This window comes from Piscinibacterium candidicorallinum, assembly GCF_047549485.1.
In the GTDB taxonomy this organism is placed as follows: Bacteria; Pseudomonadota; Gammaproteobacteria; order Burkholderiales; family Burkholderiaceae_C; genus Piscinibacterium; species Piscinibacterium candidicorallinum.
The window spans coordinates 104,646-128,674 of record NZ_CP180191.1; the positions used below are offsets into that span (position 1 = coordinate 104,646).

The following is a 24,029-nucleotide window of genomic DNA, read 5'->3' on the forward strand; positions in this document are numbered from 1 at the left end:
GACGCCGGGTTGTTGAATCAGTTTCGCAGCGGCGGCGGCAATCCGCCACTCGCCGCGCGCGAAGCCGGCGTGCCATAGATGCGCTCGAACAGGGGCGTGGCCATGAGGGTGGTGATGATCGCCATCATGGCCATGATCGTGAAGAGCGTGGGCTGGATGATGCCCTTCTGCAGGCCGATGTTCAGGATGATGAGCTCCATCAGGCCGCGTGCATTCATGAGCGTGCCGATGGCCAAGGCCTCGCGGTGCGGCTCACCGTTCAGGCGCGCGGCGGCGTAGCAGCCAAAGCCCTTGCCCACGCAAGCCACCAGCAGGGCGATGCCAGCGAGCATCCAGAGTTCGGGCGTGTTCACCAGGCCGATCTTCGTGTTCAGGCCCGAGTACGTGAAGAAGGTGGGCAGCAGCAGCACGGTGGTGATGGGGAAGATGATCCGGTGCAGCTCCTGCGCAAACTTGCCGCGCGGCATGACCACGCCGAGCACGAAGGCGCCGAAGACGGCGTAGAGCTGGATCACGTCGGTGAACCAGGCGGCCAGCATCAGCAGCATCAGCACGATGGCCAGCGAACTTTCCGAGATGCGGCCGGTGCGCTCGGTCTGCTCGCCCAGGTGGCGCAGCAGCGGCCGCAGCACGTAGAAGCACACCCCCACGAAGGCCAGCCCGCCACCCAGTGCAAACAGCGCGATCGTCCATTCGCTCTTGAAGCTCGCCAGCACAAAGGCCAGCACGCACCAGGCAATGGCGTCATCAATGGAGCCCGCCGCCAGCACCAGCGTGCCCAGCGAGGTCTTGGCCAGGCCCTGCTCCAGGATGATGCGCGCCAGCATCGGAAAGGCCGTGATCGACATGGCCGCGCCGAGGAAGAGCATGGCCTGCAGGTCGGTCGTGCGCTCGGCAAACAGGCGGTTGTCGTGGGCGATGAAGTAGGCGAAGCCCATGCCCAACACAAAGGGCAGGGCAATGCCGGCAATCGACACCGAGGCCGCACTCTTCTTGCGCGTCTTGAGCAGGTCCAGATCGAACTCCACGCCCACCAGGAACATGTAGAGCACGAGCGCCACCTGGCACACCGCAAATAGGATCGGCTTGCTCTCGGCTGGAAACAGCCAGGCGCTGAACTCCGGGAACATCCAGCCCATGAGCGACGGGCCCATCAGCACGCCGGCGATCATCTCGCACACCACCTGCGGCTGGCCCAGCAGGCGCTTGAAGATGATGCCGCAGACCCGACAGACGGCCAGGATGAAGGCCATCTGCAGGAAGAACATTACGGAAAGTTCAAAGGGAGTCATGGGTTAAGGAGGTATCGCTCATTGAATCGGGTCACGGGCAGCGGGAAGCCGCCCGGGATCGGGACGAGCGCCGCAACCCCGGGCCAGTCGCGCGGCCCGGGTAGCTGAGGCTTGAGCATGACCCAGCTCACTTGACCACCCTCAGCGGCGTACTTGCGGGCCACCTTGAGGCGTAGCCAGCGAGAACGAATCCGCGCGGTGGCGCGTGGCCCTTGCCATCTCGAATTTCTGCTTCGGTACGCGGGGTGCGATTGGAATTCAATCATCAGAACCAGCCGGAGATAATCGCGAAGCTCGGCATGGCTGAATGATCGCCAGCGCGCACGGAACACCTGCGGGTGCGGCGTCTGGTTAGTCAAATGCCGGCTCGTGCGGCGCCGCCCGATCATGCCGCCACGCTCGGCATCATGCTCTTGAGCTCGACCTTCGGCGCCGGGCAGAAGCGGGCGAGAAACTCCTCGTGCCGCGGCAGCGGGGCCACGGCGCGGGCGATGTCGGTGCGGGTGCTGCTGATGAATTCCTCAAGCTGTTGGTCGCTCAGCTGGTCGGCCAGGGGGTGGTAGCCCGCGGGTTCGATGCCCTGGCCGAGCAGGACCTGCACCCAGCCGGCCTCGGTAAAGAGCTCGTCGCCTTCACGGAAGAAGCGGCCGTGCTGGCGGAAGAGCTCCATGCGGCTGCGCAGGCCGGGCGGAATCTCCATGCTCCGGCAGCGCTGCCAGAAGGGCGAGTCCGTGCGCTCCACGGCGTGGTAATGCAGGATCAAAAAGTCGCGGATGCGCTCGAACTCCCAGGCGCTCTGGCGGTTGAACTCATCGACTTCCTTCTCGTTCAAGCCAGCCGCGGGCCAGAAGGCCAGCAGGCGCGAGATGCCGCTCTGGATCAAGTGGATGCTGGTGCTTTCCAGCGGCTCCATGAAGCCGGAGGCCAGACCCAGGGCCACCACGTTGCGGTTCCAGAACTTGTTGCGCTTGCCGGTCACGAACTTCAGCGGCCGCGGTTCGGCCAGCTGCTCGCCATCCAGATTGTTGAGCAGGATGGCCGTGGCTTCGTCCTCGCTCATGAACTGGCTGCAGTACACGTGGCCGTTGCCCGTGCGGTGCTGCAGCGGAATGCGCCACTGCCAGCCCGCCGTGCGCGCGGTGCTGCGCGTATAGGGCGTGAGCGGGGCCGCACTCGCGCAGGGCACAGCCACGGCGCGGTCGCAGGGCAGCCAGTGGGTCCAGTCCTCGTAGCCGGTCTTCAGGGTCTGCTCGATCAGGAGACCGCGAAAGCCCGAGCAGTCGATGAACAACTCGCCGTCGATGCGTGTGCCGCTTTCCAGGTGCACGGCGGCAATGTCGCCGTTGGCCGCCTGCTCCACGCGGGCGATCTTGCCTTCGTGCCTGACCACACCGCGCTGCTCGGCATAGCCGCGCAGAAAGCGCGCGTACAGGCCGGCATCGAAATGGAAGGCGTAGTTCAGGCCGGACAAAGGCGACTCCGCCGGCCCGCCGCGCACGAACTTGTTGGCATAGGCCGCCGCGCCGCTGGGGAAAAACGCGGCCGTGTCCGTGAAGCCGTGCTTGAGCGCGTGCTTGAGCCAGTAATGGTGAAAGGAGATCAGCCCCAGACCGCGGCCCATCACCCCAAAGGCATGGATGTAGCGGTGGCCCAGTTGGCGCCAGTTCACGAACTCGATGCCCAGCTTGAAGCTGCCCTGCGTGGCTTTGACGAACTCGTCCTCGTCGATGCCCAGGGTTTCGTTGAACAGGCGGATCATCGGGATGGTGGCTTCGCCCACGCCCACGGTGCCGATCTCGTCGCTTTCCACCAGTGTGATCTGTGTGCCGACAGGCGCCAGACGGGCCAGCGCGGCGGCGCACATCCAGCCGGCGGTGCCGCCGCCCACGATCACAACGCGCTTCAGGGGGGCCTGGGGCGGCGTGCGTTCCTGCTTGTGCTGCATGGCAGCGTCTCCTCGGTCATGCGGGTCGGCGTCTGCGCGCCGAACCCAAAAATGTAGTTCTACTACATGCCCGCGTTCGGCGCGCTTGGTGGGAACGCGCAGTGGGCGCGGCCAGAGGCCGCGGATTGTGACTTCTGCATCCCGCTGCTAGGCTGGCCGCGCCGGTGCGTGTACCCCGGCCCCTGCGGGAGACGCCCATGACCACCCCCCTCCAGCGCTGGTTGCCCGCGGGCACCGCATTCGATCCGCAGCAGCATGTGTTCTGGGCGGGAAAGGCGCAGGGCCGCAGCCTGGCCGAGGCGCTGCCCGGTGTGCAGGTGCTGCTGCTGGGCGCCCACGCCAGTGCCGCCATCCCCGAGGAACTGCGCGAGTTCATTGCGCCGCAACTCACGGCGCGCCAGCAATTCGACTTTTCGGACGTCAGCACCGCCGCGCTCGCACGCGCCTGGTGCGCCAGAGATGAAGCGGTGCTCTACATCGAGAACCCGATGTCGCGTCTGGTGCTGGACCCCAACCGTGCGGCACCGGCGGACATCGAGCCCGGCCTGCGCGAGGCCTTTGCACGCATCGCGGCCACCCCGGCCGGCAGCCTGCCCAAGCTCGGTGGCGTGGACGCCGTGCGCCCGGTCAGCTTTGCCGGAGCGCCCGTGCTGCGTGCGCCCGACGACGACAGCGGCTGGGCCCGGCTGCTGGCGGCGCTGAACGCCTGTGCCCTATGCGGCCCGCGCTCCTACGCGGCGCAGGTGGACCAGCTGCTCGACGAGATCCTGGCGCAGCGGCCAGCGGGCGATGCCGCGCCGCTGCACGTCATCTCCCTGCACGACACCATGAACACCACCTGCCGTGCGGACGGCGCCATCGTCCAGGCGCGCGCGCCGGCGGACTGCCTGCCGGCGTTGGCCAACATCGGCAACCGCGGTAACCCGGACGGCGAGGCCGAAGGCGACACGCCCGTCACGCTGCCGGCGGTCGCGCTGCGGCGCGTGGCAGCCGCGCTGCGCGAAGCCTTCGGCGTGCAGGCCGAAGCGGTGACATTGAACCGGCCCTACAAGGGTGCGGAGGAAACGCGCCGCCTCGGTCGGCGCCTGCAGGGCCATGCGCGGCGCAACTGGGGCGTGTGGCAGCTCGAACTGCTGCGCGAAGCCCTCCTCGGCCCGGCGGCCACCGCGCATCTGCAGGCACCGGGCACCGATTGGCCACCGACCGACACCGCGCATGTCGAGCAGTTCGCAGTCGCCATGAAGCGCGCCCGGCAGCAGTGGAGCGCTTGGTGAGCGTGCTGCAGATCGGGGTGGTCGAGGCGGTGGCCTTTGCCGCGGCGGTGCTGCTGCTGGGCTACGTGCTGAACCACCTCGTGCGGCCGCTGGGCGAGTTGAACCTGCCCGCGGCCGTTGTGGGCGGGCTGGTCGCGGCAGTGGCGATCCTGATCGTCCAGCGCACGGGCCTGGCGCAGGTGCGCATCGACCTCACGCTGCAGGCGCCGCTGATGAACCTGTTCTTTGCCAGCATCGGCTACGGCGGCTCCTGGGCGCTGCTGCGTTCCTCGGGCCGCGCGGTGCTGATGTTTCTTGCGCTGTGCAGCGGCGTGATCCTGGTGCAGAACAGCGCCGGGCTGCTGGTGGCCTGGGCGACCGGGCAGCATCCGCTGTTTGGTGTGCTGACAGGCTCGGTGGCCCTGGCGGGCGGGCCGGGCACGGCGCTGGCCTTCGGGCAGAGCTTCGAGGCCGCGGGGGTGGTCAACGCTGCCGAGGCCGGCCTGATCGCCGCGGTCTGCGGTGCCGTGCTGGGCGGCGTGCTCTCACCGCCGGCTGCGCGTTGGCTGATCCGCCGCCACGGCCTGCGCGGCTCGGCCGCGACCACCGACGCGGACACACGGACCGCCGCGCCGGAGTCGCCCACCGGCAGCCTGGGCGGCGACGCCACGCGCCACAGCGTGGCGCTGATCCTGATTGTCTGGCTCGGGGCGTATGTGAGCCAGGGCATCGCGGCGCTGGGCTTCACCCTGCCAGGCTACATCGGTGCATTGGTGGTGGGGGTGTTGCTGCGCAATCTGATGGACAACCTTGCACCGCGCACCCTGGAGCCCGGCTGGATGGATGCCATAGGCAGCATGTGCCTGGGCTTGTTTCTCGCGCTGACGATTGCCAGCCTGGACCTGATGCGCGTGGCCGGGGCCGCCCTGCCCCTGCTGGCCAATCTGCTGGTGCAGACCCTGCTGGTCATGGGTCTGGCGCTAACCGTGGTGTTCCGCTTCGGCGGGCGCAACTAAGAGGGCGCGGTGCTGGCCGGCGGCTTCGTGGGCCTGATGCTGGGCACCACAGCCAACGCCCTGGCCACCATGAACGCGTTGACTGAACGCTACGGGCCGGCGCCGCGCGCCTTCATCATCATTCCGCTGGTGGGTGCCTGCTTCATCGATCTGGTGAACGCCAGCCTGATCACCGGTTTTCTGAGTGCGCTGCGCTGAGCACGGCGCAGCGCCGGGTTTCAACGTGCAGCGCCCTACACTCGTGCAGCCTTTCACCGCCCCGCAGGAGCCCCGCCATGTGGATGCTTGTTCTCGGCCTGTTCATCTTCCTCGCCACCCATTCCGTGCGGGTGTTTGCCGAGCCCTGGCGCCAGGGCCTGATCGCGCGCACCGGCGCCAACCAATACAAGGTGGCGTATTCGGTGGTGTCCCTGCTCGGCTTTCTGCTGATCATCTACGGCTACGGCATGGCGCGGCAGGCGCCGATCGTGCTGTATTCGCCGCCCATCTTCACCAAGCACATCGCCGCGCTGCTGACACTCGTGGCCTTCATCCTGCTCACGGCCGCCTATGTGCCGGGCACCAAGCTCAAGGCGGCGGTGAAGCACCCGATGGTGCTGGGCGTGAAGACCTGGGCCTTCGCACACCTGCTGGCCAACGGCACCCTGCATGACGTGCTGCTGTTCGGCAGCTTTCTGGTCTGGGCGGTGCTCAGCTTCCGCGCGGCGCGCAAGCGCGACGCCGCCGATCGCATCAGCTACCCGCCGGGCTCGGCCGTGCGCGATGTGGTGAATGTGATCATCGGCACGGCACTCTGGGCTGGCGTCGCGTTCTGGGCGCATGGCGCGTGGATCGGAGTGCGACCCTTTGGTATGTAGATGTGGCCGAAATTAATAGAAACATGGGCTGGAAAAATCCAGTTTCCGCGTGCCAAATCTAATTCTTGACGGTCTGACTTCTTTGCCAAAGTGTGGCCGAAAATGATCTAACGTGCTTCGGTCTCGGCTGCTGAGACGGCGTTCATCCACTGCGCCAGCACGGCCAGCAGGCGCTCGGGGTTGATCGGCTTGGCGATGAAGTCGTTCATGCCGGCGTCCTCGGCCTGCTCGCGCTCGGCGTCCAGCACCGCGGCGGACAGGGCAATGATCGGTGTAAGCCGCGCGTCGCCGCGCTTGCGCAGCTCGCGCGTGGCCACAAAGCCGTTCATGCGCGGCATGTGCAGGTCCATCAGCACCAGATGCGGGCGCTCGGCGCTGAAGCGGCGCAGCGCGTCCTCGCCATCCACCGCTTCGATCACGTCCATGCCCCAGCCGCGCAGCATCTCGCGCGCAATCAGCCGGTTCACGCTGTTGTCTTCGACCAGCAGCACGCGGCGCCCGGCCAGCAGGTCGGCCGAGGGCACCACCTGAGGCCCGCTGCCGGCTTCGTCGGGCGGCAGCACCAGCGGCAGATCGACCCAGAACACGCTGCCCTGCCCTGGTGTGCTTTCCACACCCACATCGCCGCCCATCGCGTGGGCCAGCTCGCGGCTGATCGCCAGACCCAGGCCGGTGCCGCCGTAGCGCCGTGTGGTGGATTCATCGGCCTGGGAGAAGGGTTCGAACAGGCGCTGCACCGCCGCAGGCTCGATGCCGATTCCGGTGTCTGCCACCTCCAGACGAAGCCGGTCCGCGCCCACCTGCCGCGCGCGCATGCGCACCGCACCGCGCGGCGTGAACTTCATCGCGTTGCTGACAAAGTTGGTGAGGATCTGGCGCACCCGCGTCGGGTCGCCCACCACCCAGCGCGGCAGCAGCGGTTCGATCGACAGCGACAAGGCCAGGCCGCGGTCCTGCGCCGCCAGCTCGAAGTGGGTGTGCACCGCTTCGAGTACATCGGGCAGGTCGTAGCGCACGCGCTCCACGGTGAGCTTGCCGGCCTCGATCTTGGACAGGTCCAGAATGTCGCTGATGATCGATGAGAGCGAATCCGCGCTCTCCACCAGCTGGCGCAGGTACAGGTCGCGCAGGGCCGGGTCCTCGGTCTGCTGTGCAAGGCGCGCCATGCCGACCACGCCATTGAGCGGGGTGCGCAGTTCGTGGCTGGTGTTGGCGAGGAATGCGGTCTTGGCGTTGTTGGCCGCCTCGGCCACCTCACGCGCCTGGGCCATGGCCTGGATGGCGTGCTTTTCCTCGGTCACATCCACGAAGTTCCAGACCGTGCCGCCATGCACCGGGTTGGTCGGATCCACGACACCCGCGCGAATCCGAGCGATGAAGGTGCTGCCGTCGCGGCGCAGGATCTCGCGCTCCAGGTCGACCGTCTGACCTTGTGACAGCAGCGGCCCGACCGCCTGGCCGATCTCGCGGTAAGCCGCCTCGGTGGGCCAGACCACATGGCCCGGCTGACCGATCAGCTCTCCCGGCGGCCAGCCGCACATGCGCTCGAACTCCGGGTTCACGAACTGAAAGGTGCGATCACGTGTGAAGGCGATACCGGTCGAGGCGTTCTTGAGGATCGCGTTCTGCTCCAGGCGGATGCGCTCTGTCTCGGTGACGTCGCGCCCATTGGCGATCAGGTAGCGGGCATCGCCCATCTCGAAGATCTGCACCGCGAGCTGCACAAAGCGCAGCTCGCCAGACTTGGTTCGCAGGCGCATCACGTAGTCGCGGAACTGGCGCGCACGCAGCAGGTTCTGGCGCACGGACTCTGCTTCGTCGGCATCGTCCCAGATTCTGATTTCGTACGGGGTCTTGCCCAGAGCCTCGACCGCCGAGAAGCCCGTAATGCGCTCGAACGCTTCGTTGACGATCACGTACTTGGCGCTCTTCAGGTCCTGCACGGCAACCAGATCGGGCGTGTTCTGGATCACCTTGGAGAGCAGCACCTCGGAGTCGCGTACGCGCCGCGCGGCCTCCTCGGACTCCGTAATGTCCATGTACGCCAGCTGCAATGCAGGGCCGTCGGGCAGCTCGATCTTCACGCTGGTGCCGCGCGCGCGGCGCACCTGCCCGTTAGGGCGCAGTACATCGAACTCGTCGATCGGGTTGACCACGCCAACGGGCGCGGCCATGCCTTGCTGCACGCGCGCCGCCGCCTTGGCCCGCAGCTCCGGGTGAACAAAGCTCATGACGGAGCGGCCCACCAGTGCATCGGGGTCGGAGACACCAAACAAGCTGGCGGTTGCCGGGTTGGCCTCGAGGATCACGCCGGCGCGGTGCACCAGCAGCGCCACGGGCACGGTGGCATTCATCGCCCGCAGGCGCTGCTCCTTGCCTTCCAGCTCGCGCTGGTAGCGGCGCGCCTGGCTCAGGTCTCGGCCGACGCCGATATAGCCCGTGAAGCTGCCTGCCTCGTCGAATTGCGGCAGCCCGGAGATCTGGAACTCGACCTCGCTGCCATCGGGCCGGCGTGCGGGATAGACGAAGTCCCGAAACGGCAGATGCTCATTGAGCGTCGCCCGGTGTGCTGCCCAGAAGGACTCCGAGGCGGGCGTGATCTCCCAGCGGTGCTTGCCCAGCATCCGGCTCAGGGCCACGCCAGTCACGCGCTCGAAGGTTGGCGACATCCAGACCAGCCGATGCTGCACGTCGGTTTCCCATAGCCAGTCGGTGCTGAACTGCAGCAGCTGTTCCAGGCGTTGGCTGAGAAGATTGGACATGATTCCGGCGGGAAAAAAGCGCCGTCGATTCTAGGGGCCGGACGCGTGTGCGGCGCAGCAGTGCGCCTCGTGCCGAACGCTTGGCGGCGTTGTTGCAAAGCCGTCGCATCTGCCATCCAGCTGCCGGCGGTCTGCGCTGGGTCAATGCCGCGGGCTTGCTGTGGGCCTAGGCTCAATGCAGAGCACACACAAGGAGACTGCCATGTCCGCCGCCCTGTCCGAATCGCCTGCCGCCGCCCAGCTGCGCCAGCAACTTCGCGCCCGGCTCTTGCAGGCCAGACGCGCCCATGCATCCACTCTGGGCGCGGATCTGCAGCATGACGACGGCGTGCACCTGCCCAACTACAGCGACACCACGGACGATGACGCCGCGGTGCAGACGCTCAATGACGCCGCACGCGCCCAGGTGCTGCACGAACAGCTCAGCCTTGCGGAGATCGACGCAGCACTCAAGCACCTGGAGCAGCCGGACTTCGACTGCTGCGTGGAGTGCGGCGAACCCATCGGCCAGGCGCGCCTGCTCGCCCAGCCGACGGCGCTGCGTTGCATCGGCTGCCAGTCGGGCGTGGAGTCGCGCAGCGCGCAGCCGAACCCCTGAATCTGAACCCCACTGAACGAGGAGCCCTCAATGACTGTTTCGCACCATCCCCTGCTCGACGAGTTTCCGCAGCTGCGCGAGCAGTTGCATGAACGCAAGCTCGCCGATCGACATGTCGCCCGTCTGGCCGAGGACTACGAGAACCTCGACAAGCGCATCGTCCGTGTGGAGAACGGGATCGAGGCCCTGCCGGACGCCGCGCTTGAGGATCTCAAGAAGCAGCGGCTGCAGCTGAAGGATCAGCTCTACGCCCTGCTGACTGCACCCACGGGCGCCTGAGCGGGCACCCGGCTGCGCGGACCCGCATGCGTTCGCGCTGGCCGCTCGCCTGAACGCGGGGTGCCCGCTGCGCACCCCTACGCGGGCGTGGCCGCTCGGCGTACATTCGACGCCCATCCCATCCCACAACCCTGACCGATGGGCGGAGGTCTCATGAATCAATCAGGTTTGCAGCGCGCGGCATGCGTGCTCGGCGCCCTGCTGTGTCTGGCGGGCTGCGCCGCCCCGGCCATCGAGATGCCGGAACTCAAGATACCCTCGATGCCCTGGCCCAGTTCGCCGGCGCTGCTCGATCCACCTTCGGCGGAGCAGCGCATCGAGATTGCCGGCACCCTGTCGCGCCTGCTCAACGGCAGCACCGTCCAGCTGCCCGACGACACCTTTGCCGCCAGCGCCGAACTCACGGTGCTGCCGCCGGCACAGGGCACGCCGGGCAAATCCGCCACCGCGCGCGATCTCACCAAGCCTGCCAAGTTCCGGCTGCTTTCGCAGCGTGGCAAGTGCCTGATCGAGCAGGTGGAAGGCGGCAAGCGGGAGCCCTTGCCCAACGTGAAGTGCAAGGCTGCGAAGTAGAGCCAGGCATCGCGAACCCGCGCATCGTGTCAGATGCGCGCCAAAGCAAAAGCGGCAGGTCCAGGACCTGCCGCTTTTGTTTTGCAACGCAGTGATCGAGGCGATCAGCGCTTCTTGGGTCGGCCGGTCTTGAGCACGGGCAGCGCCTGCAGCGCGGTCTTGAGCATGTCTTCGCGCAGGTTGTTCAGCGCGTGCAGGCCGGCACGCAGCAATTCGCTTTTCTTGACCGGCCGGCCGAGCTTGATGGCGCGGGCCTTGAGGCGGTCGATCAGCTCGAAGTCCGGCTTGGGCATGGTGAAGCTGTCGCGCACGATCTTCACGCGCTTTTCGATCGCCTGCTCGGCCGAGGCCAGTGCCTTGGCCAGCGCGCCCGGTTGAGCGGCCGGCTTGGCGGCGGCCTTTGCCGCGGGCTTTGCGGCCGGCTTGGACGTCGCCTTCTTGCTCACGGGCTTCGCCGCGGGCTTGGCCTTTGCAGCGGGCTTTGCCGCAACCTTGGCGGCCGGCTTGGCGACGGGCTTCTTCGCAGCGGGTTTGGCCGCGGTCTTGGGTTCGGCCTTTTTCACAGTCTTGGCCGCGGGCTTCTTCTCAGCCGTCTTGTCGTCCTTCTTGAGCGCCGGCTTGGCGATCTTCGTGACAGCCTTCTTGATGCTCTTGGCGGCCTTGACGCTCGCCTCGGCGGTGAGCGCGCTCTTGGCGGCAGGGGCGATGCGCTCGAGCTTGGCACCGAGATCCTTGTCCGCATTGGTTGCGGGTTCGGCGGCGTTGTCGGCGGCAGCGGGTTGGGTATTCATCGCACAGGACTCCTCGTGGAAACAGTAGAAACAATATATATCGTTTCATTCACATTCGGCCTTGGGATTTCCCGACAGTGTCCTCCACGATCGTCATGACCCCGACCTCCGCAAACCCTGACAGATTCACAGCCCGGGCAGGCGCTATAACTCTCGGCGCTGCCGGCACAGGATCGGCTGAATCCAGAACAAGGAACTCCTCCCATGAAGCATCCCAATCGGCCCGGGCTGCGCACACTTGCGCTGCTGCTGGGCTTCTCGCTGGCTGCCGCAGCCCACGCCCAGGTGGATGACGACGGCAACGACAGGAACAAGCCCCTGTGGGAGGCTGGTCTCGTGGGCTTCGGTCTGGGCCAGCCGGCCTATCCCGGCGCGGCCGACAACGTGAGCCGCGCGCTGCTGGTGCCCTGGGGCGTGTATCGCGGCAAGATCTTCCGCGTCGCCGACGGCAATGTGGGTGCGCGCGTGGTGAGCCAGGACAGCGTGAAGTTCGACATCGGCTTTGCCGGTGCGCTGGGTGCTTCAAGCAAGGATGTGGCCATCCGAAGCGGCATGCCGGATCTCGGCTTCCAGTTCGAGTTCGGCCCGCGCACCCGTTTCATCCTTGCACGCCCGGAGCGCGGCGCTGAGCTGCGCCTGGACCTGCCTCTGCGTGCGGTGTTCGAGGCCAAGAGCGGCATCAATCACCGCGGCTATGCCTTCGAGCCGCGGCTGTCCTACGACTTCGACAGCCCGGACGATCAATGGGGCTGGCAAGTCAGCGGCAGTCTGGTCTACGCCGACAAGGAATACGCGCAGTATCTGTACGGCGTGCCGGCGCAGTTTGCGCGGGCGGGTCGGCCGGCCTATCAGGCGCAGTCCGGCTTGGTGACGAGCCGCGTGAGTCTGTCGGGCTGGAAGCGCCTGAACCCGGACTGGAGCGTCTTCGGCTTCGTGCGCTACGACTACACCGGTGGCGCCGCCAACACGGACAGCCCGCTGCACCTGAAAAACGGCGGCACCGCGGCCGGCGTGGGTGTGGCCTGGACGATCGGCCGATCGAGCGAGCGTGTGAACTGAACGCTGAACCCCGGCGCCTGCTGATGGTCAATGCGGGCGTCATCTTCAAGCAGTAAGGTTGCAGCATGCGCCCCGCCTATCTCGCCCGCCCGGACGTGGTCGTACCCCTTTGGGTGCGCCTACGCGTGCCGCTGATCACGCTCTGCCTGCTGGCCTGCATTGCCGCGCTGGCCAGCGCCGTGATCCTGCAGAAGGCCTGGAACCTCTACCCCTGCCCGCTGTGCATCCTACAGCGCTATGCCTTCATCGCCCTGGCAGCGGCCTGCGTGCTGGCGCTGTTCTGGCGCCCGGCCACCTGGCTGGCCGGGCTGGCCGCGCTCTCCGGTCTCGGTGTTGCCGGCTTTCACCTCTATCGGCTTGCTGTGCCGTCCGAGGCCTGCGGCCGCGATGCCGTCGAAGCCTTCGTCAACGGCCTGCCCATGGCGCAATGGGCGCCCTCCTGGTTCGCTGCCACGGGCCTGTGCAGTGACCCGATTCCCCCGGTGCTGGGCATCAGCTTCCCGGGCTGGGCATTCATCCTGTTCCTGTTGTGCGGCGCAGCGCTGGCTGTTGCGGCCAAGGCGCCGCGCGACGAGTGAGCAGCGTGCTGCGCCGCTGAAACAACAGCTCATGGGCGTCAAACTGGCCCGACCACGCGCCGGCACGGGGCTAGGCCCATAATCGGCGGCTTGTTTCACCGCGGATGCCCTCCGCGCCTACCCCTCGTGAGCGACCCTGCCCCGCCACCCTCCGGCACACCACCTGCCGGTGCACCGACCGCGTCGGCGCCACCCGCGCCGACAGCCGCATCGCTGTTCCGTACCGAAGCGATCGACGCTCAGCGCCTGAAGCAGCTGGGTGATGTGCTGCAGGTGCGACCGGTGCCCGCCTGGGTCTTCACTACGCTGGCCGTGGCCGCCGCTGCCGCGCTCGTGACCTTTGTCCTGTGGGGCGAGGTGGCGCGGCGCGAACGCGTGGAAGGCTATGTGGAAGTGGACGCCGGCGCAGCGCGAGTCCTCGTACCCGAGGCCGGTGTGCTCGCCGAGCTGCTGGTCAAGGAAGGTGACAGCGTGCCTGCCGGCGCGCCGTTGGCACGCATCAGCTTCGAGACCACGCGCAAGACCGACGCACAGTCCACTGCCGCCGTTCAGCGGGAAATTGATGAGCGCATCGCCGCCCTGGATCGCGAGGCACAGCAAACGCAGCAGCTTGCGGGCCAGCAGAGCGATCAGCAGCGTCGCCGCATTGCCGATCTGGACACGGAACTGGCGCAGTTCGACACCGAGATCCGCCTTCAGGAGCAGCGTGTGGCCAACGCCGAGGCCCTGGCCAAGCGCTATGCCCAGCTGACCGAGGAGAAGTTCGTCAGCGACATCGTGGCCCAGCAGCGGCGCGACGACGTGATCGACCAGCAGACCAAGCTGGCTGCGCTCAAGCGCCAGCAGCAGGCCACGCGCACGCAGCTGGAGGCGGCGCGTGGCGAGCTGCCCAGCATCGGCACCCGCACCAGCGCGCAGCTGGAGCAGCTGCGCCGCCAGAAGAGCGAGCTGGCGCAGAACCGCATCCAGGAGACCGCGCAGGCCGGGCGCGAGACCGTGTTGCGCGCGCCTTTTGCCGGCGTGGTCAGCAACATTGCCGTGGTGCGTGGCCAGAGCGTGGCGGCAGATCAGCTCGTGGCGCTGCTGCTGCCGCAGGGCGCCGGCCTGCACGCGGAGCTGCTGGTGCCGACGCGCGCCATCGGCTTTGTGCGCCCCGGCGCACAGGTGTTGCTGCGCTATGAGGCCTTTCCCTTCCAGCGCTTCGGTCAGTACGGCGGGCGGGTGGAGCGCATCAGCCGCAGCGTGTGGAGCCAGGGCGACCGCATCGGCCCGCTTGCGGTGCGCGAGCCGGTCTACACCGTGACCGTGCGCCTGAATGATCAGGCCGTGCGCGCCGCCGGCGAGAGCTTTCCCCTCAAGCGCGGCATGCTGGTGCAGGCAGACATCCTGGCCGAGCGCCGCACGATCGCGGAATGGATCTTCGAGCCCGTGCTCACGCTGCGCGAGGCCGTGCGGTGAGCCTGCCATGAGCCTCTTTTCCCGGCGCGTGCCGCTGATCCTGCAGACCGAGGCGCCCGAGTGCGGCATTGCCTGCGTGGCCATGATCGCCAGCTATCACGGCTGGCGCACGGACCTCGCCGCCATGCGCCTGCGTCTGGCGCCTTCGATGAAGGGGGTGACTCTGGCGCACATCCTTGCCATGGCGCGAGGCATGGGCATGAGCGGCCGTGGGCTGAAGACCGAGCCCGAGGGTCTGGCCCAGCTCAAGCTCCCCTGCATCCTGCATTGGGATCTGAATCACTTCGTCGTGCTGGTGGCGGCGGACAGCAAGCGCATCACCGTGCACGACCCGGCCGTGGGCCGCCGTGTGTTGAGCCTGGCCGAAGCCGGCAAGCACTTCACCGGCGTGGCCATGGAGCTCACGCCTACGCCGGAGTTCCAGCGCAAGGACGAGCGCCAGCAGGTGCGCGCCAGCCAGCTGGTGGGCTCGCTGTCCGGCCTGCGTGGCGTGCTGGTGCAGGTGCTGCTGCTCAGCCTCGCATTGGAAGTGCTGAGCCTGGCTGCGCCCTTCTTCCTGCAACTGGCGGTGGACCGTGTGGTGGTCTCACGCGATGCGCAGCTGCTGACCGTGCTTGGCGTCGGCTTTGTAGGCCTCGCGCTGTTTGCCGCCGCCATCACGGGCGTGCGTGCCTGGCTGGGTGCGTATCTGTCCACGCACATGAGCCTGCGCCTGCAGGACGGGCTCTTCGGCAAGCTGCTCTGGCTGCCGATGGTCTGGTTCGAGAAGCGCCACATCGGTGACATCGTGGCGCGCTTTCGCAGCGTGGATGCGATCCAGAAGACCCTGACCGTCACCTTCCTGGAAAGCGTGATGGACGGCGTGATGGTCCTCGTCACGCTGGCGCTTATGGCCTGGTACAGCCTCATGCTCACCGCTGTGGTGCTCGGTGCCACGCTGCTCTACGGCCTGACGCGCTGGCTGCTGTACGCGCCGCTGCGCCGTGCCACCGACGAGAAGCTGCTGCACGAAGGCCGCAGCTCCACGCACTTCATTGAGACCCTGCGCGGCATGATGGCCATCAAGCTCAACCGGCGCGAGCTCGAGCGGCGTGGGGCTTACCAGAACCTGCTGGTGGCGCAGGCCAATGCCGACGCCCAGGTGCAGCGCGTGGCCATCGTGCAGCGCACCGCGCACGCGCTGATCTTCGGGCTGGAGAGCGTGATCGTGGTCTGGCTGGGCGCGAGCATCGTGATCGAGGGCCAGCTCTCGGTGGGCATGCTGTTCGGCTTTCTCGGCTTCAAGCTGCTGTTCATCAACCGCATCATCAATCTCACGGACAAGCTCGTGGAATTCCGCATGTTGGACCTGCATGCCGAGCGGGTGGCCGACATCACTCTCACCGAACCCGAGCCGAGCAGCGGTCTGGCGGTGGGCAATGCACCGCGCAGCTTCGCGATCGAGGCACGCGGTCTGGGCTTTGCCTACGGCGTGGAAGGCCCGGTGTTCCGCGGTGTGGATCTGGATGTACAGCCCGGCGAGATGGTGGCGATCGTCGGTCCCAGCGGTGCGGGCAAGACCACGCTGGTCAAGGTGCTCGTGGGCCTGCTGGATCGCACCGAAGGCAGCCTGAACGTGGGCGGACGCGACCTGCGCGACTGGGATCTGGGCGCCCTGCGCAGCCGCGTGGGCGTGGTAATGCAGGACGACCAGCTCTTCGTCGGCTCGATCGAGGACAACATCAGCTTCTTCGACCCGCACCACGACCCCAAGGCCGTGCGTGCCTGCGCCAAGCTCGCCATGGTGGACGCCGAAGTCGAGGCCATGCCCATGGGCTACAACACCCTGGTGGGTAGCCTCGGCATGGCGCTGTCCGGCGGGCAGAAGCAGCGCATCCTGCTGGCGCGCGCTCTTTACCGCCAGCCCGCCGTGCTGTTTCTCGACGAAACCTTCGACCAACTCGACCTCGCGCTCGAGCAGCGCATCACCACCCAGCTACGCGGCTTGGGCATGGCGATCGTGATCGTCAGCCACCGGCCGGATACCGTGCGCGAGGTCGATCGCATCATCGAACTGAAGCGCTGAGCCCGCGCGCCAGACCGGCTGCAGCCTGCGGGGAACTCCAGCATGGCGCCCGCATCCGAGGGCAGAGATCGGCTCTGGGCGCGGGTTTTCAGGGCAAACGGGCTGAAGAGCCGCGCCAGACAAGCGAGAAGGCTGTCCAGTGGCGCAACGGGGTTCGCGCGGGTAGGCGCGAACTCTTCGCCCGGCGCGAAGCGATGCTTCGCGAAACCCCGGTCTCAGCACCAGACAAGCGAGAAGGCTGTCCAGTGGCGCAACGGGGTTCGCGCTGGCAGGCGGGCTGTCCACCTGCCCGTGCACGGTCTCAGAGCCGGGGATCCAAGCCGCGGCCGTAGCCGCGACGCTCGGGGTTGCGGCGCAGGGTCTCCGCGATCCGGCTGCGCGCCTGATTGAAGCTGCTTTCGCGCGCTGCGGCGCCCAAGAATTCATCCAGATCGCCCACCTCGCGCTGCAGGCGATGGATCAGGCCGATGAAGATGTCCGTCAGCCTGGGGTCGAACTGCGAGCCGCGCAGGCGCTGGATTTCGTCCAGCGCGCGCGCCACCGGCCAGGGTTCCTTGTACGGGCGCTTGTGGGTGAGCGCATCGAACACGTCCGCCAGGGCGGTGACACGCGCTGCAATTGGAATCGCCTCGCCCGAAATGCCCGCCGGGTAGCCACCGCCGGCCCACCATTCATGGTGATGACGCGCAATGTCCTCGGCCACCTGCATGTGCGGAATGTCGCTCTTGGCCAGCAGTTCCGCGCCCACAGTCGTGTGCGTCTCCATGATCTCGCGCTCGGCCGCGTTCAGATGCCCCGGCTTGAGCAGGATGCCATCCGGAATGCCGATCTTGCCGATGTCATGCAGGCGCGCGGCCAGATCGATCGTGAAGCAGGTCTGCTCATCCAGCCCCGCTTCGCGCGCCAGCAGCGCGGCCAGCCGGCCCACGCGATAGGAATGCTCGCCCGTCGAGTCATCGCGCAGTTCGGCGGTGACGGCCAGGCGCTCAAGCTGCTCGATCTGGGCCTTGAGGAGCTTTTGCTGGGCTTGCTGGCCTTCGATGAGGCGCTCGTGGCGGCGGAAGAACCCGGCGGTTGCCCCCCAGTCGCTGTCGCTGTCGGCTTCGACTTTAGCCAAGTGCAGCCGATGGTGGAACAGCGCGTTATCTGCCTGAAGCCGCTGCGTGTGCGCTTTAAGTTCGTTCAAATAGTCGAGTGCACGTTCTGGCTGGCCCGCCGCTTCATAAGCACGCACCATTACCACGAGGGCGTCTCGAAGAGACTGTGGGTTCGGACGGCACTTTTCCAGAGCACCCTCCAGCCTGGATAGTCCGACATCAAGCATGCCGGAGTGAACCTCGAGGAGTCCTTCGGCCATGGATGCTTGTAACTCCGCTCGCTCGAGACCGCTCGCTCTGGCGTAGCCCTTTGCAAGCTCACAGCGCTCTCGAGCGCGCTCCAAGCTCTCAACCTCTGTGAGGAGGCGAACATAGTTGCGTTCTGACAAGACGCGGATGAACAGATTTCCAGGATTGTCGAGAGCCAGGCCGGAGTTGATAGACGCGCGCGCGGCACGCAAGCCGCGAGCCAGGTCCTCGGTATGGATGCACGCTAGAGCAATATTTGCCAGCGCGCCCTCGCGCTCACGCGCCAGAGACGGGTCGGTGCCGGCTAGCTCCAGTGATCGTTCCAGCGATGCGATTGCGTCCGCATAGAGCGCGCTGTAGATGAACGCTAGGCCGATGTTGTTGAGTAAAGCGACTTCTGCCCTTGAGTCACCCAATTGGTTCGCAAGGACTAGCGCGGCGGAGTAGCGCTCCAATGCAAGCGGAGTATTCCCGCACTCTGCGAGCATCCCTCCCTCAAAAGTAAGCGCCTTGCGTTGCATGGGCCGACTCGCCTGCAAGACGGCTGCTGTACCTGCTAGCTCTGCAGGTTCGATGCCGAGCTTGGGCATTCCGAGCAGGTAGTAGATCTGGGCGATGTTCAGTAGCGCGTCAATGGATGCGGCGCTCCTCAACAGTTGATCGTTCGCGCGAAGGACTTCGAGCAGAGCCGCTGCGCGTTGAGGCGAATGCGGATCGAGCTTGCCGAGTTCGATCTGTGTGAGCTTGAGCACGTCCTCGGCCGAAGCCTTCGACGCGTCGAGACCGTCAAAACTTCCCGAACTTGTTGATGACTGATGTGCAAGTTGCATTAGATGGAGTTGTCCCGGCGGAAGCTCATGCAGATAATGGTTGCGCCTACTCCAAATTTCACTACACACACGACGCTGACTCACTGATTCTCGACGCTTCAACGAGAAACTGTTGACGCTTTGGCACGGACGAAATGCGGAGTCGGGCGCCTCTAGCAGCGAGTGCTCGACGGTAGAGGCGACAACCACCTAATGCAACCAAATCGCTGGAGATGGACACATGAACCGCACAAACCTGGCCGCAGACACCTCAATCGTTCAAGAACTCCCTGTTGTTACCCCGGGCGCACTCGATTCGTCGCTTCAGACAAGTGCGGTTACGCAGATCGCCGAGGCGCATCTTCTTTTGGTCGGCGGTGGCACCGGAACGTTGATCCTGTCTTAATTCAACTTTTACCCTTTGAGGATCCATACCATGAACTGCGTGCAGCAAACCCTTCCTTGCACTGGCTTGAGCGAGTCAATGACCGCCGAGCAAGCCGTACCAACTCCGGTTGTGGTTCTCGACGATCAGTTGCTTGTGGTCGTTGGTGGAGGCACTGGCACGTTGATTCTTAGCTGAATAAGTCGCGCATCAAAGACGCAGCACACTGGAGAGAAATCATGCACATACAAGTTGAATTGCAAGTTGAGACACAGCCTCGGCTGCTAAATGTGCCAACTGCCGCGCCCCTTCCGGACAGTGGTTGCTTGGCGAGACCAATTTCTGACTCTTTGCTGTCTCAAGTTGGTGGCGGCACTGGTACGTTGATTCTTTCTTAAGCGATTTGGGTGTATGACCACAGCCCTAGTCCTCTTCTCCGGCGGCCAAGACTCCGCGACCTGTCTTGCCTGGGCGCTGGAGCGCTTCGAGCGGGTGGAGACGGTGGGGTTTGACTACGGGCAGCGGCATCGGGTGGAGCTGGAGGTTCGGCTTCGCTTCCTCGATGCGCTGCGCGCGCGCTTTCCCGGCTGGGGGCGCAAGCTGGGGGAGGACCACCTGATCGACATGGGGGTGCTCGGGCGCATCAGCGAGACCTCGCTGACGCAGGATGTGGCCTTTCGGATGAACGAGTCGGGTCTGCCCAACACCTTTGTGCCGGGGCGCAACCTGCTGTTCTTCACTTTTGCGGCGGCGGTGGCCTACCGGCGCGACCTGAAGGTGCTGGTGGGGGGTATGTGCGAGACGGACTTCTCCGGCTATCCGGACTGCCGCGACGACACGCTCAAGGCACTGCAGGTGGCGCTCAACCTGGGCATGGACAGCCGCTTTGCCGTGGAGACGCCGCTGATGTGGATCGACAAGGCGGCCACCTGGCAGATGGCGCGCGATCTCGGTGGCGCCGCGCTGGTGGACCTGATGATCGAGCACACGCACACCTGCTACCGCGGTGACCGCGAGCACCGCCACCCGTGGGGCTATGGCTGCGGCGAATGCCCCGCCTGTGAGCTGCGCGCGCGCGGCTGGGCGCAATACCAGACGCAACTTCAGGCGCAGCTGGGGAGTTCGGGCGCATTCCAACCGGCTGCCGCGTGACCGGCGGCGCGTTTGTGGCGGTGCAGGCGCACCTTGAGTGCTTGGTGTCGCGATCCAAGCTCAACGGCGGCGCACCAACCGACGCGAAAGCGGGCACGCGTTTGGCGCAGTGCTCCAGCAGCCGACCCGCGCGCGGGATCACTGCGCGAGCCGCGCCATGAGCGCCATCCTTGCCGTCGGCTGGGAAGACGATCTCGCGCTCACGCAGCAGTCCGTCTGGCAGTTGCTGTGTGCGGCCGTGAACGAGGCCGATGACCCGCTGCGCACGCCGGTGCTGGGCACGGTAAACGGGTCTGGCGCGGAGCCGGTGCCCGCCTTGCGCGCCGTGGTGTTGCGCGCCGCCGACAGTGCCACGGGCCATCTCAGCTTCCATACCGATGCGCGTAGCGCCAAGGCGGCTGAGCTTGCGCACAACCCGCAAGCGGCGCTGCTGTTCTATTCACCTGCACTCAAGCTGCAGATCCGCGTGGAAGGCACGGCGAGCCTGCACGTGGGCGATGCGATCGCCCGCCAACAGTTCGAGCGCATTGCCGCCAGCGCGCCGCACACGCTGCTGCCCTACCTGGGCGCGGCGCCCGGCACGCCGCTGGAGGGCCTGCCGCCGGTGCTCAGCCGACGCCGCTGGCAAAGCGCGGAGCTGGAGCCGGCGTGGCCGTGCTTTGCCTGGGGCGTGTTCGTGCCGCGCCGCATCGAGACCCTGCTGCTGGATGCACGCGGCCACCGCCGGGCGCGATTCGACCGTGCGGGGACGCAGTGGTCAGCGCAGTGGATTGCAGCATAAGCGTGGCCGATAACGATTGATATTTGTCGAGAAAAAATCCGGTTTCCGCATGTACAGAGTCAGTTTCCATTGATTCATTGAATTCATGAAGTGTGGCCGAAAATGAAATTCGATCGCGAGAATCAGCTGGCCGCCGGCATCGCCCCAAACATTCGCTCCACAGATCCGCGGCGGCGCATCCTGCGCCACTCACTTGCATCAGGTAGCCGCCGCGACAACCGGTGCGCTCGTGTGCGAGCGCCTGCCTAGAATCCCGTGCTTCACCTTGCAGTGCGTGCCCGCGGCCCCGCCGCAGCCACAGCAGGTGTCCTTCGCAACGGTTCTGCGTGTCCGAAAGCTTCGATCCCAACGTCACCCGGCTGTTTCGCGCCTTTGAATTGCGCGAGCCTGCTCAGCCCGCCGCGCCCGCCGCTCCGGTGCGCCGGGCGGAGCATCCGGTGCTGGACCCCGTCTGGCTCAGCGATCGTCCGTATCCCCTGCCTTTGCCGCGCGCCGTCCTCCTCACGGCCCAGTGGGTCGGCACCTACTGCCCGCCCGACGCCCCCACCGAGCACTGCCTGCAGGCTGCACTCGATGCCACCGCGCCGCGCGAGGACGAGCTCGGCCAGCCGCAGGCGCCGGTGGCGCCGCCGCGCATCCGCTACCGGCGCTTCGGCCGGCGGCCGCTGGCCTCGTTGGGCAGCCTGCTGGAGAGCGCGCTCAATTCACCTGCCTGCGCCCTGCTCACCGCGCCGCTGGTCTGCATGAGCCTGGCCGAGCAGCATCTGGGCGCGCCGCTGGGCACCGCCCCTGGCGAAGACACGCCGAGCCACGACCCCGCCGCGCAGCAGTGGCTGGACTACTGGTCGCCCTTCAGCGCGCTCACGGCCCCCAGCCCGCGCGGCCAGCCCGCGCTGATCACGCGCGAGCAGCTGGCTGCTGCGCAAAGCCAGGCCAGCCTGCTGGACCGCGCCGCCTTCACGCGCCATGTGGCTGCGCTGGTCGCGGTGGCCCGGCGCAGCACCGCGGTGGATGCTGACTCACCCCAGCCCGCTTCGCTGATCGACCAGCCCCTGCCGCCCATGCCGGAGGTTCAGGTCCATACCGAGGCCACCGGCCAGGCGCGCCATGCCGGCTTTGCCGCGCTGGCCCTGGCCATGCAGCGCGTGGCCCAGCAGCAGGACGCTGTCGTCACCCTCGTGGGCACCTCGCTGGGTGGTACGGCCGCCAGCGAGCAGGGCATGGCCCTCGGGCTGGCTGCGCCCAACCTCAAGCTGACGGCGCCGCAGCAGGCCCTGGCGGCGCTCTACACACCGGTGCGCGTCAAGCTCGTCGAGCAAGATGCCCAGGGCCAGACGGTCGAACGCACGCGCGTCGAAGCCCTGCGCGAAGCCATCAGCCTCGCGCTGCAGTGGGCCGGGCTGCCGCTGCCGGACGCACCGGCCGAGGCTGACGCCGCCGGTGGCGACGCCGCGCCGGAATCCACTGCGACAGACAGCGCCAAGCCTCCACCCGCCATCGGCTGCATCTTTCACGACGCTGGCAACGGCGACCCCGAAGGCAACGACGAACCCGGCGGCAGCCAGGCCCACGCCGCACTCGCCCAGGCCGCCACCGAGCTGCATCTGCTCAATGGCGATACCTTCTTTGCGCGCTGCCGCAATCTCGATGATTCAGTACCGTTGCCTGGTGCGGCGGCGCTGCCCCTGAACCTGGCCCTGGCGGCCCGATGGGCGCGGGAGCATGCGCCGCAGTGCGCGCTGGTGGTCGGTTGCCGCGCGCCGGACGCCGTCTTTGCGCTGGTCGTGGCCGGGTGGTCCGGCCCCGAGGGCAGCGTGGCCGAACCCGCGGTTGGTGACTACGCGCCCTGGGAGCATCGGCCCGTGTCGATGGCGGCGTTCGATTCCGCTGCGGCCCAGGCGGTCGAGCCCGGCGCGTAGGCGTCAGGTCGGCGCGGCACCAGCACGCGCACGCCCACAACCGATCCGTCCGCTCAAACCTACCGCAGCCCGCTGCGCCCACGATCCACTGCTGATAAGAACCCCCACATGAAACGCGCCATCCGACTCGGCGACCCCCACAGCCACGGCGGCACCGTCGTGCAGGTGGGTGCCATGCAGACCGACATCATGGGCAAACCCCTGGCCCGCAAGGGCGACAAATGCGTCTGCCCCCTGCCCGGTCACAGCGCCGGCTGCACCATCATCGAAGGCGACCCCGACTGGACCATCGACGGCGTACCGGTTGCGCTCGAGGGCCACAAGACCAGCTGCGGCGCGACGCTGATCTCCACGCTGCCCAACCTCACGCGGGGCTGAGCGTGAGCGGGCGGCAGGATGGACGCTTGACGCGGGCGATCACCGCTCGGCGCGGTGTACGTGCCCTGCCGGCGCTCGCGCTGGCCGCGGCGCTGTCGCCGCTGGCGGCCCAAACGCTGCTCAAACGCCCGCCCGCCGGCGTCGCGGTGGATCAGTCGATGACGCGCAGTCTCATCACGCGGCAGCCGCAGCCCTGTGTGTCGCTGGCGACCGCGGCGGCGGTGATCATCCTGCCGCGGCGCGAGCTGCAGGCCGAGGCGGATGCGCGGCCGGCGAAGATCAACACTGTCGCCGGCCAGGAAGCCGCGCTGCTGGCCAATCGCGCGGCGGGCGTGCTGAAGGCGGCGGGCGTCACGCCGGACGGCTTCGGTTGCGCACCGCTGGACGCGAGTGCAGCGAAGGGTGAAGGCTCGGATGTCCAGACCACGGTGGGGGACTACCTGGAGCGAGGCCGCGCGACAGTGATCCCGGCGGGTCAGACCGTGCCGGTGCGGGCCATCACAGTGCGCTACCTCGGCACGCGCCCGGGGCCGGTGATGGGCCGCGGCGAGATCCAGTTCCTGCTCAAGGCGGGGGCAACCCCGTTCTTCACGCTCACCTGGTGGGCGAGCTGAGCGCCGTGCTTCGTGCAACACAGTTGCATGAGTTGAGCTCAAGACGCCCTAAGTGAGCGGGTGCTATCGGCCTTTCCGCATGTCTGGAGCCGATCTCGCTTGATCTGGATTCATCAATG

Annotated in this window: 20 protein-coding genes and 1 pseudogene; 16 read left to right on the top strand and 5 right to left on the bottom strand. The window is 67.0% G+C overall.

Features of this window, described 5'->3' with window-relative positions:
* Positions 1-17: 17 nt before the first annotated feature.
* Together ACMDW7_RS00510 and ACMDW7_RS00515 are read right to left on the bottom strand one after the other, a co-directional pair.
* Positions 18-1,292, bottom strand: a complete 1,275-nt coding sequence (locus ACMDW7_RS00510) for a cation:proton antiporter (RefSeq protein WP_377304884.1) — start codon at positions 1,290-1,292, stop codon at positions 18-20.
* A gap of 385 nt (positions 1,293-1,677) precedes the next feature.
* The gene (locus tag ACMDW7_RS00515; RefSeq protein ID WP_377304886.1) at positions 1,678-3,237 is read right to left on the bottom strand and encodes a tryptophan halogenase family protein; all 1,560 of its coding nucleotides are present in this window, start codon (positions 3,235-3,237) and stop codon (positions 1,678-1,680) included.
* 197 nt (positions 3,238-3,434) lie between these two features.
* Between ACMDW7_RS00515 and ACMDW7_RS00520 the strand changes: the two genes are divergently transcribed.
* From ACMDW7_RS00520 to ACMDW7_RS00530, 3 genes and pseudogenes are all read left to right on the top strand, one after another.
* Positions 3,435-4,511, top strand: a complete 1,077-nt coding sequence (locus tag ACMDW7_RS00520; protein WP_377304888.1) for an N-formylglutamate amidohydrolase — start codon at positions 3,435-3,437, stop codon at positions 4,509-4,511.
* A gap of 17 nt (positions 4,512-4,528) precedes the next feature.
* Positions 4,529-5,704: pseudogene (locus tag ACMDW7_RS00525) on the top strand (sodium/glutamate symporter).
* 77 nt (positions 5,705-5,781) lie between these two features.
* Positions 5,782-6,363, top strand: a complete 582-nt coding sequence (locus ACMDW7_RS00530) for an NnrU family protein (RefSeq protein WP_377304890.1) — start codon at positions 5,782-5,784, stop codon at positions 6,361-6,363.
* A gap of 107 nt (positions 6,364-6,470) precedes the next feature.
* On the opposite strand, the gene ACMDW7_RS00535 is transcribed toward ACMDW7_RS00530, so the two are convergent.
* Positions 6,471-9,125 (bottom strand): PAS domain S-box protein, encoded by a 2,655-nt coding sequence (locus tag ACMDW7_RS00535; RefSeq protein WP_377304891.1) that lies wholly within the window; start codon positions 9,123-9,125, stop codon positions 6,471-6,473.
* A gap of 202 nt (positions 9,126-9,327) precedes the next feature.
* Between ACMDW7_RS00535 and ACMDW7_RS00540 the strand changes: the two genes are divergently transcribed.
* The 3 genes from ACMDW7_RS00540 (at position 9,328) to ACMDW7_RS00550 (ending at position 10,575) form a co-directional block, all read left to right on the top strand.
* Entirely contained in the window at positions 9,328-9,723 is a 396-nt protein-coding gene (locus tag ACMDW7_RS00540; RefSeq protein ID WP_377304893.1) for a TraR/DksA family transcriptional regulator, read from the top strand.
* A gap of 30 nt (positions 9,724-9,753) precedes the next feature.
* Positions 9,754-10,002, top strand: coding sequence for a YdcH family protein (locus tag ACMDW7_RS00545; protein WP_377304895.1), 249 nt, complete (start codon positions 9,754-9,756; stop codon positions 10,000-10,002).
* A gap of 153 nt (positions 10,003-10,155) precedes the next feature.
* On the top strand, positions 10,156-10,575 hold the full coding sequence (locus tag ACMDW7_RS00550; protein ID WP_377304897.1) for a hypothetical protein: 420 nt from the start codon (positions 10,156-10,158) through the stop codon (positions 10,573-10,575).
* A gap of 104 nt (positions 10,576-10,679) precedes the next feature.
* Here the strand turns inward: ACMDW7_RS00550 and ACMDW7_RS00555 are convergent, their stop codons facing one another.
* Positions 10,680-11,366: a hypothetical protein gene (locus ACMDW7_RS00555; RefSeq protein WP_377304898.1), complete on the bottom strand. Its 687-nt coding sequence runs from the start codon at positions 11,364-11,366 to the stop codon at positions 10,680-10,682.
* A 204-nt stretch (positions 11,367-11,570) separates the two neighbouring features.
* Here ACMDW7_RS00555 and ACMDW7_RS00560 point away from each other — a divergent pair, with 204 nt between their 5' ends.
* From ACMDW7_RS00560 to ACMDW7_RS00575, 4 genes are all read left to right on the top strand, one after another.
* Positions 11,571-12,425 carry a MipA/OmpV family protein gene (locus tag ACMDW7_RS00560; protein ID WP_377304900.1) on the top strand — a complete coding sequence of 285 codons (855 nt, stop codon included), beginning with the start codon at positions 11,571-11,573 and terminating at the stop codon, positions 12,423-12,425.
* Between the two features lie 65 nt (positions 12,426-12,490).
* Complete coding sequence (locus ACMDW7_RS00565) at positions 12,491-13,003, top strand: disulfide bond formation protein B (RefSeq protein ID WP_377304902.1); 513 nt, start codon at positions 12,491-12,493, stop codon at positions 13,001-13,003.
* A 126-nt stretch (positions 13,004-13,129) separates the two neighbouring features.
* Positions 13,130-14,461 (top strand): HlyD family secretion protein, encoded by a 1,332-nt coding sequence (locus ACMDW7_RS00570; protein WP_377304904.1) that lies wholly within the window; start codon positions 13,130-13,132, stop codon positions 14,459-14,461.
* Between the two features lie 7 nt (positions 14,462-14,468).
* Positions 14,469-16,526, top strand: coding sequence for a peptidase domain-containing ABC transporter (locus ACMDW7_RS00575; RefSeq protein WP_377304906.1), 2,058 nt, complete (start codon positions 14,469-14,471; stop codon positions 16,524-16,526).
* A 301-nt stretch (positions 16,527-16,827) separates the two neighbouring features.
* Here ACMDW7_RS00575 and ACMDW7_RS00580 read toward each other — a convergent pair whose 3' ends face one another.
* A complete protein-coding gene (locus tag ACMDW7_RS00580) occupies positions 16,828-18,786 on the bottom strand; it encodes an HD domain-containing phosphohydrolase (protein ID WP_414859584.1) in 1,959 nt (652 codons plus the stop codon).
* A 136-nt stretch (positions 18,787-18,922) separates the two neighbouring features.
* Between ACMDW7_RS00580 and ACMDW7_RS00585 the strand changes: the two genes are divergently transcribed.
* The 6 genes from ACMDW7_RS00585 (at position 18,923) to ACMDW7_RS00610 (ending at position 23,910) form a co-directional block, all read left to right on the top strand.
* The gene (locus tag ACMDW7_RS00585; protein WP_377304910.1) at positions 18,923-19,087 is read left to right on the top strand and encodes a hypothetical protein; all 165 of its coding nucleotides are present in this window, start codon (positions 18,923-18,925) and stop codon (positions 19,085-19,087) included.
* Between the two features lie 390 nt (positions 19,088-19,477).
* Positions 19,478-20,218: a 7-cyano-7-deazaguanine synthase QueC gene (gene queC / locus ACMDW7_RS00590; protein ID WP_377304912.1), complete on the top strand. Its 741-nt coding sequence runs from the start codon at positions 19,478-19,480 to the stop codon at positions 20,216-20,218.
* A 157-nt stretch (positions 20,219-20,375) separates the two neighbouring features.
* On the top strand, positions 20,376-20,999 hold the full coding sequence (locus tag ACMDW7_RS00595; protein WP_377304914.1) for a pyridoxamine 5'-phosphate oxidase family protein: 624 nt from the start codon (positions 20,376-20,378) through the stop codon (positions 20,997-20,999).
* A 326-nt stretch (positions 21,000-21,325) separates the two neighbouring features.
* Positions 21,326-22,918 (top strand): hypothetical protein, encoded by a 1,593-nt coding sequence (locus ACMDW7_RS00600; protein ID WP_377304916.1) that lies wholly within the window; start codon positions 21,326-21,328, stop codon positions 22,916-22,918.
* A gap of 108 nt (positions 22,919-23,026) precedes the next feature.
* On the top strand, positions 23,027-23,296 hold the full coding sequence (locus tag ACMDW7_RS00605; RefSeq protein WP_377304918.1) for a PAAR domain-containing protein: 270 nt from the start codon (positions 23,027-23,029) through the stop codon (positions 23,294-23,296).
* Positions 23,297-23,322: 26 nt separating this feature from the next.
* On the top strand, positions 23,323-23,910 hold the full coding sequence (locus tag ACMDW7_RS00610) for a hypothetical protein (protein ID WP_377304920.1): 588 nt from the start codon (positions 23,323-23,325) through the stop codon (positions 23,908-23,910).
* Positions 23,911-24,029 lie beyond the last annotated feature (119 nt).

What these genes read in the sequence shown, in the direction of transcription:
- ACMDW7_RS00510 (WP_377304884.1), bottom strand. Translation starts at nt 1,292, where the DNA reads ATGACTCCCTTTGAACTTTCCGTAATGTTCTTCCTGCAGATGGCCTTC.
- ACMDW7_RS00535 (WP_377304891.1), bottom strand. Translation starts at nt 9,125, where the DNA reads ATGTCCAATCTTCTCAGCCAACGCCTGGAACAGCTGCTGCAGTTCAGC.
- ACMDW7_RS00565 (WP_377304902.1), top strand. Translation starts at nt 12,491, where the DNA reads ATGCGCCCCGCCTATCTCGCCCGCCCGGACGTGGTCGTACCCCTTTGG.
- ACMDW7_RS00545 (WP_377304895.1), top strand. Translation starts at nt 9,754, where the DNA reads ATGACTGTTTCGCACCATCCCCTGCTCGACGAGTTTCCGCAGCTGCGC.
- ACMDW7_RS00560 (WP_377304900.1), top strand. Translation starts at nt 11,571, where the DNA reads ATGAAGCATCCCAATCGGCCCGGGCTGCGCACACTTGCGCTGCTGCTG.
- ACMDW7_RS00550 (WP_377304897.1), top strand. Translation starts at nt 10,156, where the DNA reads ATGAATCAATCAGGTTTGCAGCGCGCGGCATGCGTGCTCGGCGCCCTG.
- ACMDW7_RS00540 (WP_377304893.1), top strand. Translation starts at nt 9,328, where the DNA reads ATGTCCGCCGCCCTGTCCGAATCGCCTGCCGCCGCCCAGCTGCGCCAG.
- ACMDW7_RS00585 (WP_377304910.1), top strand. Translation starts at nt 18,923, where the DNA reads ATGAACCGCACAAACCTGGCCGCAGACACCTCAATCGTTCAAGAACTC.
- ACMDW7_RS00595 (WP_377304914.1), top strand. Translation starts at nt 20,376, where the DNA reads ATGAGCGCCATCCTTGCCGTCGGCTGGGAAGACGATCTCGCGCTCACG.
- ACMDW7_RS00605 (WP_377304918.1), top strand. Translation starts at nt 23,027, where the DNA reads ATGAAACGCGCCATCCGACTCGGCGACCCCCACAGCCACGGCGGCACC.
- ACMDW7_RS00530 (WP_377304890.1), top strand. Translation starts at nt 5,782, where the DNA reads ATGTGGATGCTTGTTCTCGGCCTGTTCATCTTCCTCGCCACCCATTCC.
- ACMDW7_RS00515 (WP_377304886.1), bottom strand. Translation starts at nt 3,237, where the DNA reads ATGCAGCACAAGCAGGAACGCACGCCGCCCCAGGCCCCCCTGAAGCGC.
- ACMDW7_RS00520 (WP_377304888.1), top strand. Translation starts at nt 3,435, where the DNA reads ATGACCACCCCCCTCCAGCGCTGGTTGCCCGCGGGCACCGCATTCGAT.
- ACMDW7_RS00555 (WP_377304898.1), bottom strand. Translation starts at nt 11,366, where the DNA reads ATGAATACCCAACCCGCTGCCGCCGACAACGCCGCCGAACCCGCAACC.
- queC (WP_377304912.1), top strand. Translation starts at nt 19,478, where the DNA reads ATGACCACAGCCCTAGTCCTCTTCTCCGGCGGCCAAGACTCCGCGACC.
- ACMDW7_RS00575 (WP_377304906.1), top strand. Translation starts at nt 14,469, where the DNA reads ATGAGCCTCTTTTCCCGGCGCGTGCCGCTGATCCTGCAGACCGAGGCG.